We start from the raw sequence: 14,611 nt of genomic DNA, 5'->3' as shown, positions 1-14,611 counted from the left end.
GTACGCCGAGCGGTCGGTGAGGGCGTCTCGGAAGAACCAGTCCGGAAAGAAGGGGATTTGGCGCTTGACCTGCAGTCTCATGGTCAACCGGTGTGGCCACCAGTCGGTTCCTTGACATGTGCTGTGCAAGGAGTACTCGAGAAAGTTGTTGACTACTCGCGGGTCGCTGATCCAGCCCGAACATGAGCCACCAGCAAAACCTATGTTCCGCGAATTGGACTCTCCTTCCCATTTGAGATTGATCTCCGGGGGTCCCGCCGGCGGCGCAGCATTTGCTACCGCCGTCTGTCCAGAGGCCACCGCGGCGGCCACTACAGCGGATATCGCTAACCGAGACGCAAATCGCGTTCTACGCATAGATTCGTCCTTCCACCTGATACGTGAATTACGCCCGATATTCGGGTTCGTAATGATCCGAGACGCTAACATGCAAACCGGACTCACGGGAGGGAATCGAATGTCGTAATCTACGAACCATGAGTGAACTCTCGTGGGTGGAACTGATGGGCCGACACGCGGCCAGCGCGGCGCTGTACGTGTCTGGAGCGATGAACTACCTGGACGCCGAAGGTCAACGCCAGCAATTTCTTTGGTGGCACGGGCCGGCCGCACAGTGGCGCATCGCCCTACCCGACGGCACACCCATCTACCTCAAAGACGCCACCGGCCGCAGCTTCCAACGCAACTCCGCCGGCGACATGCAAGAACTCGGCGGGCGGATCACCGTACCCATTCTGGGCCCGGTCAGCCCCCTCGACGTCGTCGCCCCGGAGTCCATGCTCAACCAGATCAGCCAGCACGCCGCAGTCGTGGCAGGCCCCCTCCATAGCACCGTCGATGGACGCAAGTCATGGAAAGTCACTCTGGCGGCCGGGACATCAGAGATGTTCATCGAAGTTGACGACGAAACCGGGGTCCTCCTCCAGGCGCAGAGCGCCGACTACCCCGAGCCAGGCTTCACCATCATCGACCTCCGGACCGACAACAACGACAACGCGGCCTGGTTCTCTCCGTAGCGGACCCGGCTACGTTCCGCTGTAGACCACGAACAGCTGGGTGTGCGACGGGGTCGAATTCAGAACGACTGCACGCTCACCCTGAAACAGGGATTGGTCGGGATCGCGCACACTCTGGGTGCGACTGATCCGCGCGCCACCGCCGGCGGAACAGGCCAAACCGAGCTCGATGAGATCTTCGCCGGCCCACGGTGAAGGGATAGATGCGCACGGCAGATCCTCGAACTCGATCAAGTCGCGACCAACGTCGGCCGCCCGCAGCGTCCGGAACCGATCGGCAGGCCCATCGAAGCGGATGGCGAACGCCGCGGAGCCAACTGAAGCAACCGGCCAGACATACCCCTGGACGAACTCGAAGCCATCCGGGACGTGCATGGCTCGTCGTTCGATGCGATCAGTAGCGCCGTTTGCGTCGATGCTCTTGCGGTACGGCGGTTCCTGAAACCCGCATGCCGTGCCAAACATCCCGACGCACAACGCCATCACCAGGGCCGCCACGCCCGAACGAACACGGCCGAAGCGGGCCGTCCCTCCTGATTGCGGTACGTGCGCGATGAGCACTGAGGCCACCCCCTGAAAGTCGTCCTCTCGAAAACTCCTGCACGAACTCACGACTGCGCTCAGTCGCTGCGGTCTTTCCAGCGTTCGTTTGCGGATTGTCGGGTCATGCCGGTGGCCGCGCCGATATCGGCCCATGAGCGGCCTAGCCGGCGTGCCTTGGCCACGGCGGCGTTGAGTTGCGCGTCAGCGTCTCTGCGGGCGGTAACCGCCGCCCGGATCTCGTCGTCGACGACGATCGGGTCGAGATGGTCCCGGCGCCACACCGTTTGGGCGGCCGCCTCGACCTCGGGTCGCTCGTCGGCGTGGACGTCGCTGTCGGGGGCAAACACGCGATGCCGGGCCAGGTCCTCAAGGGACGCCGATGGCACCCGCGACCACTGCACCGGATCGGTCCAGGTCGACACATCGGAGCTGGATCGGCGAGCGCAATCGCAGCGCAACAACCAGCCGACAATCTCGGCCGACGGCCGACGACGATCCTCGTCCGGGCTCCGGCCGATCTCGACGAGCTCGTAGTCCACGCCGTCGACCATGGTCGACCCGTGGCTCTCGGTACCGTCCTCGAAGAATGGCACCAATGCCGCCTCATGCAGGTGCGTGTCGCTCTCGTGCATCCAGCCCATGCGGATAGGGTAGACCCGTGACGTCAGGTTCACCAGACATCACGGATGTCCACGTCATGGTTACCTGACATAACGTAGATTATCGGCGAAACATGTTGCTGTGCTGTATGTTTCGTTACCTGACATAATATCTATTATCGGCACTTTCAAATCGACTGAGGGGCAGGCGCTTTCGATACCGAGTTGACATACGGCGTAGGGCTCGCGTCAGTCGTGTACCTGGATGGCCGGCCCCGGCAAGTGTGTTACCGGGGACGGTCAGATGGGTGAGCCGTCGGCATCTGTGTGCATCGGGGGTGCTTGATCCCCCGGGTGATTGAGGCGACGCTGTCGGGGGATCGCCTCTTGTCAGCCGCCCGTGCCCGTTGGTCCTCCCGGTTCTGCGCCGTCGCCGTCGCCAACGTCCCCATCGGCACTGGATGTGCGCTGTGCCAACCGGTCGTACCGTTGAGTGACTAGATGAGCGGTTCACTTTCGACTGTCAGACCAGAGAATCGGACCCGGTCCCGCACCGACCCTGAGCAGGGAAAATGGAAAACCCTACGCGACACAGGATGCCAATGTTGGGGATCGTCCTTCGGTCCAGCTAACGTCCTGTGCATGTCCATGTCGTACGACACCTTCAGCCTGCACCGAGGCGACGTTCTTACCGCCTACAAAAAATGGCCCTCCCCCGTAACCATCATCAGCGACGGGGCATACGGCGTAAGAGGGTTCCACGGCGACACGACAGGCCCTGACGAGCTCGCCGACTGGTACCGGCCCCACATCCAGGCGTGGTCGGCAGCCGCGCGCCCCGCCACAACGTTGTGGTTTTGGAATACCGAAGTCGGCTGGGCCACCGTGCACCCACTTCTAATCGAAAGTGGTTGGGAGTACGTACAAACGATCACCTGGGATAAGGGTATTGCGCATATCGCCGGAAACGTCAACGGCCAAACTATCCGTACCTTCCCGGTCGTGTCCGAGGTGTGCGTTCTATACCGCCGCAAGTTCGCCGTCGACACTCACGACGGTCCGATGCCAGTGAAGAAGTGGCTCAGACACGAATGGCAGCGTGCCGGCCTCCCCCTCTACGAAGCGAACGCGGCCTGCGGAGTAAAGAATGCGGCGACCCGCAAGTATCTGACACAGGATTGGATGTGGTACTGGCCCCCTGGAGTCATGGTCGAAAAGCTTGCTATTTATGCCAATGACCGCGGCGACGACAACGGCTGGCCGTTCTTCAGTCTCGACGGCGCGGCTCCGGTCACCGCGAAAGAGTGGGATTCGCTGCGCTACCACTGGACTCATCAGCACGGGCTCACAAACGTATGGCAAAGAGGACCCCTACACGACAATGAGCGACTCAAGGGCAGCATGCGACGCTCTGCGCCCCGGGTGTACAAGCCATCTAAGGGGTCCTCGGCACATCTGAACCAGAAGCCGCTGGAGTTTATGGAACGGCTCGTTCGGGCCGTCACTCGACCTGACGACATCGTGTGGGAGCCGTTCGGTGGCCTCGGCTCCGCATCGGTCGCTGCTGTCGCGCTCGGTCGCCAAGCCTATCTGGCAGAGATCGATCGAGAGTTCGCCAAGCTCGCCTATGAGCGGCTGAAAGCTGCTGCCGACACGGCGGAGCCCGACAAGGAAGCAGCAGCGGCGGCTCAGACTCTCGACACGCGGACACTCGACGCGTAGCTGAACTGCAGCCCCCCGACCTCATCGCATGGTCAAATTGGCGGCGTGGCAGAGGAGACACCGATCAACATGATCGAGCAGCCAGGCGATAATGGTCCGAGTGAACCGATCGAGCCGGACCTCGACCCCGGAGATCGGCGGACCCAGCTCCAGGCAAGGCTGCGCACTGTGTTGGTCGGGCTACCAGCGTTCTTCGAGTTCGACAACCACATCGCAGGTGTCGAAGCGACCGATCTGCATGCGCTCAACACACTTCTCGGCGCGGCGATTGAAGGTCAGGTAGTCAAAGCGCTCAACCAACAACGAGCCCTTTGGGACCCTGACGACGAGTGGCTCGGCTACACCTTCGAGCGGCAGTCGCAGCGCTTTCCCGACGTCTTGCTGACTAAGAAGGGCGGAGACAGTGGCCCCGATATCGCGCTAGGCGTGGAACTCAAAGGCTGGTTTTTGCTTGCGAAAGAAGGTGAGCCGTCCTTTCGATTCGGTACAACACCCGCCGCCTGCGCCGACCATGACTTACTTGTCGTCGTGCCGTGGTATCTAGATAACGTCCTGTCAGGGAGCCCGTCCGCGGCAGAGCCGTTCGTAGTTTCTGCCCGCTGGGCCGCAGAATATCGCAACTACTATTGGGAGCACACCCGCAGGGTGCGTGGTCCAAATGTAGACCGCACGGTGCACCACCCAGAAGGCGCGCACCCATATCCTACGAAAGACGAGCTGACTCTGGACGTCCCAGGCTACGATGGGGGCGGCAACTTCGGTCGCGTAGCCCGCGTTTCCGGCCTGATGGACAACTTCGTAAAACAGTCCAATGAGCTTGAGGTTCTTGGCATTTCGGTTGGCGACTGGAACTGGTTCTTACGAATACATTCTGATCAGGCTGACCCAGCTGAGGTACGAATGCAACTGTTTCAGCAACTAGTACAGCGGAAGAAGCAATTGTCGGCGAAGAAGGTAGAGCGCCTCAAACCGTTGATGCAGGCTTTGGTCGATGCATGGGATGACAACGACCTCGACTAGAGGCCTCGCAAACCAGTGGCATCTGAGACCGTTACCGCAGCTACATGTCACGATTGTCGACTGTCACGGCGCACCATAAATGGCCGTGGAGTGTGCCACTTGATGCGGCGATTCTGAGTGAGCAGCGGCGGTGATCAGGGGCGCCGTGTTAGCCGCGGTAGATGTCGTAATCTGTATCGTCGGCGAAGTCTGTCTCATCGAGATCGTCGTCGTACACCCGGTTCACCGCCGGTGCGGAACCGACCGGGGAGTCGGCGACGGCGGGCCCGTCGTCGCGCGATTCGGCGTCGTCCTCGTACTCGCTGTCGTTGTCGATCTCGGCGTACTCGTCCTCGTCCAGATCGGTGACGATGACGTATTCGTCCTCGTAACCGAGGTCGAGTGGATCGTCGAAGTACTCATCGCCGACAGCGAGACGTGCCGCTCGGGTCGACGGCAGGAAGGCGTACACGAGCACGATGAGCAGGCCGACGACCGCGATCCAACCCAGCGTGAAGACCCCGGCCGCCGACACCGTCACGACGACCTCGCCGAACTCCCCCAGCGTTCCACCCGCCGAGACGGTGAGAACGGCGACCACCGAAGCCGCGACCGCCGCGGCGACACCCACCGAACGCACGTGGGCCATGGGATCGAGGTCGCGGCATCGCCAGCCGACGAACGCGGCGACCCCGGCCGGCACGAGCAGTCCGACGAATCCCCATGCCCCGGCACCCAGCCCGTCGGGAAGGACCGCGAGAACCGGGACGGGCGGGACGGCGTCACCGCGGACCGTGAACAGGTCGACGGTCGTCGCACCGATCTGGACGTCGGAACCCACGAGCACCGCCATCGCGGCGACCATCACGTTCGGGAGGTAAAGCATCGACAGCAGGGTGAGTCCCAGGAACCCATCGAAGTCGTAACCGGTCTCGATCAGTTCACCGATCTGCCCGTGCCTCATCAACATGCGCAGACACACCAGCACGGCTCCGGCCACCAGTAGCAGCATGGCCGCCACCAGCCCGTACCGGAAACCGCGACGATCGGCGTGGGTCACGCCCCCGCGGACGGCGAAGTCGCGACGTCGGCTCCACACGACACCGGCGACCGCCGCACCGCCGTGTACGCCGAGGGTGTAGAGGAACGCGAGCAGCGCGTTGGGCGTCTGCACCGGCAGGACCGACCCGCCGTCCATGACGACCGCCAGGGACATCGCGGTGATGAGAACGGGACCGATCACCGCCGAGAACACGACGGCGCCGAGGTCGAACAGGTCGTGCCGATCGCGTTCGTTCGAGTTCGTGCCACCGGCGACGGCCCGGGCCGTCAGCCAGGCAGTGCCGGCGGCGACCGCCAGCGTCGGCAACAGCGGCAGCACACCTACGGTGACCCCGCTGATCGTGACCGGCACCTGGTGGACGGCCAGCCAGCCCGAGGCGATCGCACTCGGCAGTCCGGTCAGGCCGCTGCCGGCCAGCAGCAGCACCGAGAGCATCACGACGATCAGCGTCACCAGCGCTATCGCGGGAACGGTGAACGCGACAACCGCGAGCTGCCGGGCCGAGCCCTCGGCCGCCGTGCGCTGCGCACGACGTGATCGCCGCAGGTTACGCAGCTGCGACGCCAGATTGTCCGTGGTCGGGTCCGACTTGAGGGAGGGCATCGTCACGAGCCTGACACGGTCCCGGCCGACGCCGTCGTAGACGCGCCGAGCAGGCCGTGAAAGGGAGACAGCTCACGAGATCACTGCGCGGCGCCAGACACTCGTCGGGCCGTCAGCCGACGAGCAGCCCGTCTCTACACCGATCGCAGACGACTGGCCGAGTGCAATTCGGCAGCCGGGCACTCCTCATCACGGCCCGGTCATCTGATCGGCGTCCCGTAGTCGGCGCCCATTCCCTGCCCAAACGGCGCCCGCCGGCAACGGCGCGAAGAACGTCCGGGAAGTCCGGGTCCACCCCGATGGCGTGGAAGGAAAATTAGCTGACGCGGCTGACGGGGCTGAAAGGTACCGGCAGAATCGGTGCAAATGAGTTCCGCAGCACCTACAGTTCACCTGTGTCTGGTGCGTCCCTGGCAGCAGGCCGTCGACTCCTTCTTCCCCGGCGATGACGATGACCCCGACATCGACGATCTGACGTGGCAGACTCCGTCGGCGTTTGCCGCCGGCGACATCATGGTCTACGTAGCCGATGCGCCCAGCCCCGCCATCATCCAAGTGGAGACGCTGTCCAGTGGTTCGGACGGCGAGGGCATCAACGCCAGCCCCGAGACGGAGTGGGGACCCTACAGTGCCGGACTGTCCCTGAGAGCGATCGAACGACGGTTACGCGACTACCTGCCGGCGGCGCCTACGACGCTCACCGAGCCGCTTGCGCAACGTTTCCTGGTCGCGCTTGAAGCTGAGGCGTCTGACCCCACGCCGTGGCGCGACGTCGACGACTCGTGGTGCCGACTGAGGCACAGCGACGAACCGCCGGAGGCTCCCCCGTTCGGACCGCACACATGTGTGGGGTGCCGTGAGGAATTCACTCCGGAACGGGTGGCCGAGACCCACCACGGTGGTGGTGACGACCCCGCGTTCACCGACAGCTCGGCCTTTGCCGTCTGCGCCGACTGCCACGGCCGTCTGCACCAACCGCTCCCCGACACCCTCGCCGATCTCGTTTTCGAGCAACGACCGCTGTGCCCCGTGTGTTCAGCGATGCGCACCCTGGAAGTGATGTGGGGTATGCCCCCCCCGGCCCGCCCGGACCGTATGTGGTCCTCGCCGGTTGTGGCGTCACCGGAACTATCCTGGAATTGCGATGCGCCGCATGCGGATACGAGTGGTCAGACGACGACGACGATCGCTATCCCCTCGCCACTGACGCTGGGGGTGGGGACCGGGTTCGAGCTCGGCTGTGCGACTTCCCCCCTCAAGACTTTCTCCCCTCGCCACGCCAACGACCCGGACGCCTCGTGGTCGGGCGCTACCATCCCCACCATGTCGACGGCGCCTGGGCACCCGGCACCTGATCATCGGCGAGAACCGCAAGCACTACATCGTCGATCCCGTCACCATCCGCTGGCCCGACCCCACCGACAACTTCTAAACGTCAACTAAATCGAACCTGCGGAACATACAGGCGGTACCGTCGCTGCCATGGCCTACACCGCCGAACAGCTACGCGTCCTTGTCGCCGCCTGCGAGCAGTTTCGCGGCTCCCAAGCGCCCCCGGGCTACCGCGATGGCCTCGCGCTCTGTGTCATTGACTCAATTCAATCGACAGGTGTCACCTACTCCAGCGTCGAGAATGTGGTGTCCCGATATAGGTCGTATCGCCGCGAGCAAAACGGAGACCCGAACCGCGACGGCGTCCCCGAGTTGCTGGCCACCTTCGACGAACTGGACGGCCCGCACGGGTGGGCGCAGAAGATTGGAAACAACAACCGCACCTCCACCAGCGGCGGAGTTCTCAAATCGCAGGCGATTCGAGAGGCGGCCCGGGTGCTCAACGAGGCGGGGATCGAAACCGCTGCCGATCTACGCGAGGCGGCCCAGGATGAGGCGCAACTGGCGCGGATGCGGACGGCGTGGTGCGCTGTGACCGGTCAACGCAGCGGGATCACCTGGCATTACGTGCAGATGCTGGCAGGGATACCGGGCGTGAAACCCGATCGCATGGTGAGCCGCTTTGTCGCCGATTCTCTAGGACTTTCCAGCACCGGTGTTACGCCGCGGTTCTCGCTCGAAATTCTGACCGCCGCAGCGAAGGACATGAACATCTCGCCTACCGATCTCGACCACGCTGTGTGGCAGTACCAACGGAGCCAGAAGTAGACGAACCCTGTTCTAAACAACGAGCCTGACTGCGCCGGGCGACTTCGCCCCCGTCGTCCGGATCGTCTTGGCCGGGTACCGTGCAAAGGTGTGTCGTCGGGGATGTCGCCCCGCTTCGTCAGACTGGTGCCAGCACAGCCGCGATCACCGACATTCGCGCTGACTGGCTCATCGACACCATCGAGACGATGATACGACGGTCGATCCGCCGCACAGGTTCTGCTGCTCCGTATACTCCGACACCAGTGACTTAGTGCTGAGTAGATGCGCATTTCAAGGAGCCCTGCCATGCCCACGCGGACCGCGGCACGCACGGCGTTTCTGGCCGACGTCTACACCTGCGCACTCGAAGGCGGGATCGGCTACTGGGCGACCTGTTCCAGCTACCGCTGGAGCAACAATCCGCGAGCGACCATCTAGGACATCGCCGGTAATCCTCACGTGATCACCCTCGAAACGATCGTCCGAGGCGTGAACGCCGTGGTCCGCGGCACGACTGTGGTTTCGGACGCACAACGTCGGCGAATCACGGCCGCGGTCCGCATCAGCTCCGCCGAGGCGATCGATGCGTGCGATGCAGACGCCATCGTGCAAACGGCACTCTTCGGTTCCCTGATCTACGGATAGCTACCGCGGCACCGAGCCCTCCCGCAGCCCGCGTCGTTCCCGCACAATCGCCATGCCTGCCACGTGCGTCGGGTGTGCCTGCGTCACGCCGCTAGGTGCCGGCCGCGGTGGGCCCCGGTCTTGTCTGCCGGCTCTGCCGCCACCTAATCGGAGCGGCTACGCCGCACAGTGACGCCCTTCGGGCTGAGTTGGTTTGCGTTGCCCTGACTCATTCTCTTACCTCCAGTCGCGGCCCGCAAGGCGTGAAAAACTAATCCGCCCTGCGGGTTTCAGGGCTGCGCCCCGGATGACTTTTTCACTTCCTCCCTTGCACGCCACTCCCTCCGGCGAAGAGATGGCCAGTGCAAACGCAAACCAGCACTCACAACGGGAGGGGTCACCATGACCAGCGCCACCACCATCGCCTACCAGCTGTGCACCAGCTGCGCCGTCGCCGTCGCCTACGGAGACATGACCGGCCTCGACACCGAGAGCACCGCCGAAGTCCTGGCGTTCATGGCCAAGACCGGCTACCTCGTGCCCGCCGACGACATCGACCCGCCCGGTGAATGGCCGTGCGAAGCCTGCGGAATCGACCAACTCGGCGCAGGCCGCACCTTCACCAACAACTGACCGCCAGCACCCGAAAGGACACCGAAGATGAACGCCTGGATCGCCACCATCGACCCCGCCAACGTCGAAGCTTTCGCCGACCATATCGCCCAGCACGAACCCAACCGGATCACCGAGGCCGACGGCGACCGCGAGTTCGCCGTGTGGATGTACGGAGTTGACCGCGCTATCCGCAGGCGCACCAACGGATTCAGCCACCGCGACCTGCCCGATTTCGGCTGGAAGGACGCCTACAACGACGACCTGTCCCCCGCCCTCGCTGCCGCCGACGCGATCGCCCACTGGGAAGAGTTCGGCGACCTCTAAGGAAGCTTCCGCGTCGCAATCCGGCACGCGGACAAAAGAAAACCCGGCCAGGTGATGACTGGCCGGGGTCTCACCCACCACAGTAAGGGAGAAACCCCATGACACACAACACCACCACCACCGCGACGGCGACCGTGCCGACCGGCGAGCTGCGCCACCTCAACCCGTCCGATCTGGTCATCGACGCCAACATCCGCACCGAGGCCGAAGCCACCCTCACCGCTGAGTTCGTTGATTCGATCCGCGACGGCGTGCGTCAACCGATCCTCGCTGTCGAGGTCGACGGGCAGGTTCGGGTACGCGACGGGCAGCGCCGCACGCTCGCCGCGCGCGAAACCGAGCTTGCCACCGTCCCGGTCTACGTCGTGCCGGTCGCGTCCGACGCCGACGACAAGGCGTTGACCATCGAGCGGATCGTGGAGCAGCTGGCCAGTTTCGAGCGCGAAGAGTTGCGCGCCTCCGACCGCGTGGCCGCGATCGAACAACTCTCTTTGGCCGGGATGTCGGCGACCAAGATCGCCAAGGCCACCCGCACGAAGAAGAAGGACGTGGACGCCACCCTGGCGGTCGCGAAGTCCGCGACCGCCCTCGACCTGCTCGACCAGGGAGCAGGGTTGACGTTGGAGCAGTCCGCGACCCTCGCGGCCTACGACCACGATCCCGAGGCCCAACAGTGGCTCCTCAACGCCGCGCGCAGCGGGAGGTTCGAGCACCAGGCCAAGCAGTTGGCCGACAACGGCGACGAGCGGGCCGCACTGTTGGCCCAGGTCGCCGCCTACGCCGCCGAGGGGATCGCCGCTGTCACCCGCCAGCCGAGTTACAACGAGGCCCACAAGCTCGACCATCTGCTGACCGCCGAGGGTGAGGCGGCGACCATCGAGGATGTGCCGGTCGATCACCGCGTGGCCTACGTGTGGGCCGATGAGACCGAGTCGTGGACCGACGCCGAGGGCAACGCGGTCGCCGAGGACACCATCGACTGGTCGCTGGATGACGACGTGTTCGACGACGCCGCCGAACCGGCCGAGGGATTGCGCGACCCGCGCACCCTCACCCGCAACGTCACCCGCGAAGTCGAAACCACCTGGTTCGTCCTGCGCAACGACGACCTCGGATTCACCGAGCGTTCCTACGGCTACAGCACCCCGAGCAGCGCAACCGCCACCGCTGCCCTCAGCGATGACGAGAAGGAGGCCCGCAAGCAGGAACGTCGCCGGGTGCGGGTCCTCAACGCCGCGAGCGTGACCGCGCGCGAGGTGCGGATGGAGATGCTGACCGCGTGGCTGGCCCGCAAGACTCTGCCGAAGGGCAGCGCCCCGAAGGTCGCGAAGTTCATCGCGGAATCGATGCGCGAGCACTACGACATGTTCGGAGCGAACAGCATGCAGGGCAACGCCGCCGAGATCGCGGCCACGATCCTCGGCGGCGACCCCGCCAACCTGATCGAGCAGGCCACCACCGCCGACCGCGCCCAGATCATCGGACTCGGCATCGCGCTCGCGTCGCGGGAAGCGCACATGTGGAAAGACGCCTGGCGCAACGTCGGTGACCGCAACTACCTCGGTGGCAGCCAGGTCAGCGCCCGCGCTGGCTACCTGCACTTCCTCGTCGAGGTGACCGGCTACACCCTCTCCGACGTCGAGCTGGTCATCGCCGGTGACACCGACGCCGCCGACGTGCCACTCGACTAGACACCGTCCGGCGGTGGGCCGCGACCTCTCACGGTCGCGGCCCACCGCCCCGGCCCCCCGCTCACACCCGCCACCTCGAGGAAACATAGTGACCATCACCGGCGAACTGTTCCCCCGCTGCGCCCTCCCAGGCTGCGCCAACCCCATCGACACCCAAGGCCACCCCTGCGGACAGTGCCGCCACGACTTCGGCCCCATGCTGCGCCACAACCCCGGCGGCCAGCCGATGACGGCCGACGCCCAAACCGCCCGCGACCACGACGTCGCCCTGGCCTACCGCGCCCAGGAACAACTACGCATCGACGCCGCCGCCGACCAACACGTCGCGATCCAGGCCGGTCACCAGGAGAAGCCCGGACAGACCTGCTGGCTGTGCGAGGAACGCCGAAAGTGCGCCCTCATCAACGGCCAGTGGGAATGCCGGACCTGCCGCACGATCACGGGCTGACCGACCGGCCCGAGGGGCACAGCGGAGCGACCTGACGGCCGCACAGCGTTGTCCCGGCCCGATGGCTCCGCTGCGCTGCGCCCCCGACCCGGGAAGAATCCCGACTCAGGTGGGTGGTCACCTATTTGCGCGCGCACGTCGACCAAGTGTGACCGACCGGGGGCCCGAGCCGTCAACCCACACCAGGCGGCTACCGCCCGTTCTCCGCTGCGCTCCGCCCGTGCGCTCCAACCACTTTCACTCGCTGCGCTCCTAAACGAAAGTGGCTTCCGGCGCGCCTGCTTCTTCGGGGTTGACGGCCCACCCTCGTCCGGTCAGCACAGGTCTCTCGACGTCCGCCACACCGGCTGGACCACAACGAAGGGACTCACCATGGACTACATCGCTCACACCGTCGACACCGCCGCCGCCGTCGGCAGCGTCGCCGATCTGCTCTGGGCCGCCGCCGACCTCGTCGCCACCAACCCCGACACCGCCGACGCCATCTTCGACGCCGGCCTGCACCTCATCGCCGCCGGCCGAACCACCAGCCGCCGGGGCAAGGCAGCCGTCGAGCTCGCCACGATGCTCGCCGAGAGCCGCCACCCCGACCTGGCCGCCACCATCGGCGGCGACGACACCGACTGGGCCGCCTGGCAGGCGGTGCTCACCGAGCCCTGGCCCATCCTCGCCGATGCGGCCGCCTTCGCCGCCAGGCTCGGCGGACTCGAAGGCCAGATCACCCCGGGACGCTGGATCGCCTGACCGGGCAGCGGGGCCGGGGTCGCCACCACGGCGGCCCCGGCCCGACCTCCGTGCGACTACTCGACTACTCGACTACTCGACTAGTCGAGTACCTACAGACCAACGGAGCGGCTGCGCCGCGCCCTGTGAATCGGGGTTGCTTTGCTGACCCCCACCAGTGTCTTACCTCTGGTCGGCACGGCGGCAAGGGCCGCGAAAAACTGGCCCGCCCTGCGGGTTTCAGACCTTCGGTCCGCGCAACTTTTTCGCTGTGAACACCCTTGCCCCGACCTCCCGCCGGCGAAGACATGGCAGGTGTCACGCAAAGCACCGGCCCGCCGAGGCCGACACCAGGGAGGCACCCACCATGGCCCGTACCGCCACCATCAGCCGCGAACAGCGAGCCGCCGCACGCCGCGAACTCGCCGCCGAGCTGCACGCGACCATCACCGACAAGGTCGCCGCGCTCACCGGCACCGACGAGTGGGCGGCGTTCCTCGACTACGCCACCAAGTTCCACGCCTACAGCCTCAACAACCTGCTGCTGATCCTCGCCCAGCGCCCCAACGCCTCCCGGGTCGCCGGATACAACAAGTGGCTCGAACTCGGACGCCACGTCCGCAAGGGAGAAAAGGCGATCCGGATCCGCGGATTCAGTTCCCGCAAGATCACCGACACCGACGCCGAGACCGGCGACGAAACCGAACGCAAGATCGCCACCTACCCGATCCTGTCCGTGTTCGACATCGCCCAGACCGACCCCATCACCGAGGTCACCGACTGGATGCGCAAGAAGAACCCCAAGGCCCGAGTCTGGGTCGACCTCGCCACCCCCGCCCACACCCTCATCGGTGATGATCCCGCCGACCTCTACAGCCGCACCGTCGACTACATCACCGCCCAGGGCTGGACCGTCAGCCGCGAACAGATCCCCGAGACCGGCACGAACGGGTACACCACCACCGACGGCACCCGCCGTATCGTCATCGCCGCCGACCTCACCGACGCCCAGGCCGCCAAGACCGTGCTGCACGAGACCGCCCACGCCCTCATGCACGCCGACATCGAGGCCGCCGAGTACATCGCCCACCGTGGCCGCTGCGAGGTCGAAGCCGAATCCGTCGCCTACGTCGCCGCCGGAATGCTCGGAGTCGACACCAGTGACTACAGCATTGGCTACATCGCCGGATGGGCCGAAGGCAACACCGACGTCATCGCCGACACCGCCGCCCGCGTCCTGGCCACCGCCCGCCAGATCGCCGCAGCACTCGACCCCGACACCCTCACCGACACCGAAGACGCCGCCTAACCCCAGCGTCGGGGCCGCCCGCTCGGCGCCCCCGGCCGGGAGGCACAGCGGAGCGGCCTGGCGGCCGCACAGCATCTCCCGGTGGCGGCCGGCGCCACCCCCCCGCCCCCGCCCCCCCCCCCCCCCGACGGAAAAAACAAAAAAAGTTGGAGGGGACCCACCCACCCCGCCCCAAAACCCAAGTTTTACC

Annotated in this window: 15 protein-coding genes; 12 read left to right on the top strand and 3 right to left on the bottom strand. The window is 65.3% G+C overall.

Annotated elements, in window-relative coordinates:
• Positions 1 to 476 precede the first annotated feature (476 nt).
• Positions 477 to 1,016 (top strand): hypothetical protein, encoded by a 540-nt coding sequence (locus ACFVHY_RS22980; RefSeq protein ID WP_390275667.1) that lies wholly within the window; start codon positions 477 to 479, stop codon positions 1,014 to 1,016.
• Between the two features lie 9 nt (positions 1,017 to 1,025).
• On the opposite strand, the gene ACFVHY_RS22975 is transcribed toward ACFVHY_RS22980, so the two are convergent.
• Positions 1,026 to 1,586 carry a hypothetical protein gene (locus ACFVHY_RS22975; protein ID WP_390275666.1) on the bottom strand — a complete coding sequence of 187 codons (561 nt, stop codon included), beginning with the start codon at positions 1,584 to 1,586 and terminating at the stop codon, positions 1,026 to 1,028.
• A 50-nt stretch (positions 1,587 to 1,636) separates the two neighbouring features.
• Positions 1,637 to 2,200: a hypothetical protein gene (locus ACFVHY_RS22970; protein WP_390275664.1), complete on the bottom strand. Its 564-nt coding sequence runs from the start codon at positions 2,198 to 2,200 to the stop codon at positions 1,637 to 1,639.
• A 600-nt stretch (positions 2,201 to 2,800) separates the two neighbouring features.
• Here ACFVHY_RS22970 and ACFVHY_RS22965 point away from each other — a divergent pair.
• Positions 2,801 to 3,880: a DNA methyltransferase gene (locus ACFVHY_RS22965; protein WP_390275663.1), complete on the top strand. Its 1,080-nt coding sequence runs from the start codon at positions 2,801 to 2,803 to the stop codon at positions 3,878 to 3,880.
• A gap of 45 nt (positions 3,881 to 3,925) precedes the next feature.
• The gene (locus ACFVHY_RS22960) at positions 3,926 to 4,900 is read left to right on the top strand and encodes a hypothetical protein (protein ID WP_390275662.1); all 975 of its coding nucleotides are present in this window, start codon (positions 3,926 to 3,928) and stop codon (positions 4,898 to 4,900) included.
• Between the two features lie 148 nt (positions 4,901 to 5,048).
• Here the strand turns inward: ACFVHY_RS22960 and ACFVHY_RS22955 are convergent, their stop codons facing one another.
• Complete coding sequence (locus tag ACFVHY_RS22955) at positions 5,049 to 6,545, bottom strand: DUF6350 family protein (protein ID WP_390275660.1); 1,497 nt, start codon at positions 6,543 to 6,545, stop codon at positions 5,049 to 5,051.
• Between the two features lie 402 nt (positions 6,546 to 6,947).
• Here ACFVHY_RS22955 and ACFVHY_RS22950 point away from each other — a divergent pair, with 402 nt between their 5' ends.
• The 9 genes from ACFVHY_RS22950 to ACFVHY_RS22910 all read left to right on the top strand — a co-directional run bounded on the left by ACFVHY_RS22950 (position 6,948) and on the right by ACFVHY_RS22910 (position 14,421).
• Complete coding sequence (locus tag ACFVHY_RS22950; RefSeq protein ID WP_390275658.1) at positions 6,948 to 7,988, top strand: hypothetical protein; 1,041 nt, start codon at positions 6,948 to 6,950, stop codon at positions 7,986 to 7,988.
• Between the two features lie 39 nt (positions 7,989 to 8,027).
• Complete coding sequence (locus ACFVHY_RS22945) at positions 8,028 to 8,705, top strand: hypothetical protein (RefSeq protein ID WP_390275656.1); 678 nt, start codon at positions 8,028 to 8,030, stop codon at positions 8,703 to 8,705.
• A gap of 288 nt (positions 8,706 to 8,993) precedes the next feature.
• A complete protein-coding gene (locus ACFVHY_RS22940) occupies positions 8,994 to 9,125 on the top strand; it encodes a hypothetical protein (protein WP_390275654.1) in 132 nt (43 codons plus the stop codon).
• 588 nt (positions 9,126 to 9,713) lie between these two features.
• Positions 9,714 to 9,944: a hypothetical protein gene (locus tag ACFVHY_RS22935; RefSeq protein ID WP_390275652.1), complete on the top strand. Its 231-nt coding sequence runs from the start codon at positions 9,714 to 9,716 to the stop codon at positions 9,942 to 9,944.
• Positions 9,945 to 9,971: 27 nt separating this feature from the next.
• The gene (locus ACFVHY_RS22930) at positions 9,972 to 10,250 is read left to right on the top strand and encodes a hypothetical protein (RefSeq protein ID WP_390275650.1); all 279 of its coding nucleotides are present in this window, start codon (positions 9,972 to 9,974) and stop codon (positions 10,248 to 10,250) included.
• Between the two features lie 98 nt (positions 10,251 to 10,348).
• Positions 10,349 to 11,941, top strand: a complete 1,593-nt coding sequence (locus tag ACFVHY_RS22925; protein ID WP_390275648.1) for a ParB/RepB/Spo0J family partition protein — start codon at positions 10,349 to 10,351, stop codon at positions 11,939 to 11,941.
• Between the two features lie 88 nt (positions 11,942 to 12,029).
• Complete coding sequence (locus tag ACFVHY_RS22920) at positions 12,030 to 12,389, top strand: hypothetical protein (protein WP_390275647.1); 360 nt, start codon at positions 12,030 to 12,032, stop codon at positions 12,387 to 12,389.
• A gap of 372 nt (positions 12,390 to 12,761) precedes the next feature.
• The gene (locus ACFVHY_RS22915; protein ID WP_390275646.1) at positions 12,762 to 13,133 is read left to right on the top strand and encodes a hypothetical protein; all 372 of its coding nucleotides are present in this window, start codon (positions 12,762 to 12,764) and stop codon (positions 13,131 to 13,133) included.
• A gap of 346 nt (positions 13,134 to 13,479) precedes the next feature.
• The gene (locus ACFVHY_RS22910; RefSeq protein WP_390275645.1) at positions 13,480 to 14,421 is read left to right on the top strand and encodes an ArdC-like ssDNA-binding domain-containing protein; all 942 of its coding nucleotides are present in this window, start codon (positions 13,480 to 13,482) and stop codon (positions 14,419 to 14,421) included.
• Positions 14,422 to 14,611 lie beyond the last annotated feature (190 nt).

Origin of the sequence: Gordonia sp. NPDC127522 (genome assembly GCF_042672305.1) — a bacterium.
Lineage (GTDB): Bacteria > Actinomycetota > Actinomycetes > Mycobacteriales > Mycobacteriaceae > Gordonia > Gordonia hongkongensis.
The sequence above is the reverse complement of the archived record's forward strand: the minus strand, read 5'-3'. Positions and strand labels throughout refer to the sequence as shown.

Coding starts and splice junctions, on each gene's coding strand:
- ACFVHY_RS22955 (WP_390275660.1), bottom strand. CDS start 6,545: ATGCCCTCCCTCAAGTCGGACCCGACCACGGACAATCTGGCGTCGCAG.
- ACFVHY_RS22930 (WP_390275650.1), top strand. CDS start 9,972: ATGAACGCCTGGATCGCCACCATCGACCCCGCCAACGTCGAAGCTTTC.
- ACFVHY_RS22965 (WP_390275663.1), top strand. CDS start 2,801: ATGTCCATGTCGTACGACACCTTCAGCCTGCACCGAGGCGACGTTCTT.
- ACFVHY_RS22910 (WP_390275645.1), top strand. CDS start 13,480: ATGGCCCGTACCGCCACCATCAGCCGCGAACAGCGAGCCGCCGCACGC.
- ACFVHY_RS22915 (WP_390275646.1), top strand. CDS start 12,762: ATGGACTACATCGCTCACACCGTCGACACCGCCGCCGCCGTCGGCAGC.
- ACFVHY_RS22935 (WP_390275652.1), top strand. CDS start 9,714: ATGACCAGCGCCACCACCATCGCCTACCAGCTGTGCACCAGCTGCGCC.
- ACFVHY_RS22970 (WP_390275664.1), bottom strand. CDS start 2,200: ATGGGCTGGATGCACGAGAGCGACACGCACCTGCATGAGGCGGCATTG.
- ACFVHY_RS22945 (WP_390275656.1), top strand. CDS start 8,028: ATGGCCTACACCGCCGAACAGCTACGCGTCCTTGTCGCCGCCTGCGAG.
- ACFVHY_RS22925 (WP_390275648.1), top strand. CDS start 10,349: ATGACACACAACACCACCACCACCGCGACGGCGACCGTGCCGACCGGC.
- ACFVHY_RS22980 (WP_390275667.1), top strand. CDS start 477: ATGAGTGAACTCTCGTGGGTGGAACTGATGGGCCGACACGCGGCCAGC.
- ACFVHY_RS22940 (WP_390275654.1), top strand. CDS start 8,994: ATGCCCACGCGGACCGCGGCACGCACGGCGTTTCTGGCCGACGTCTAC.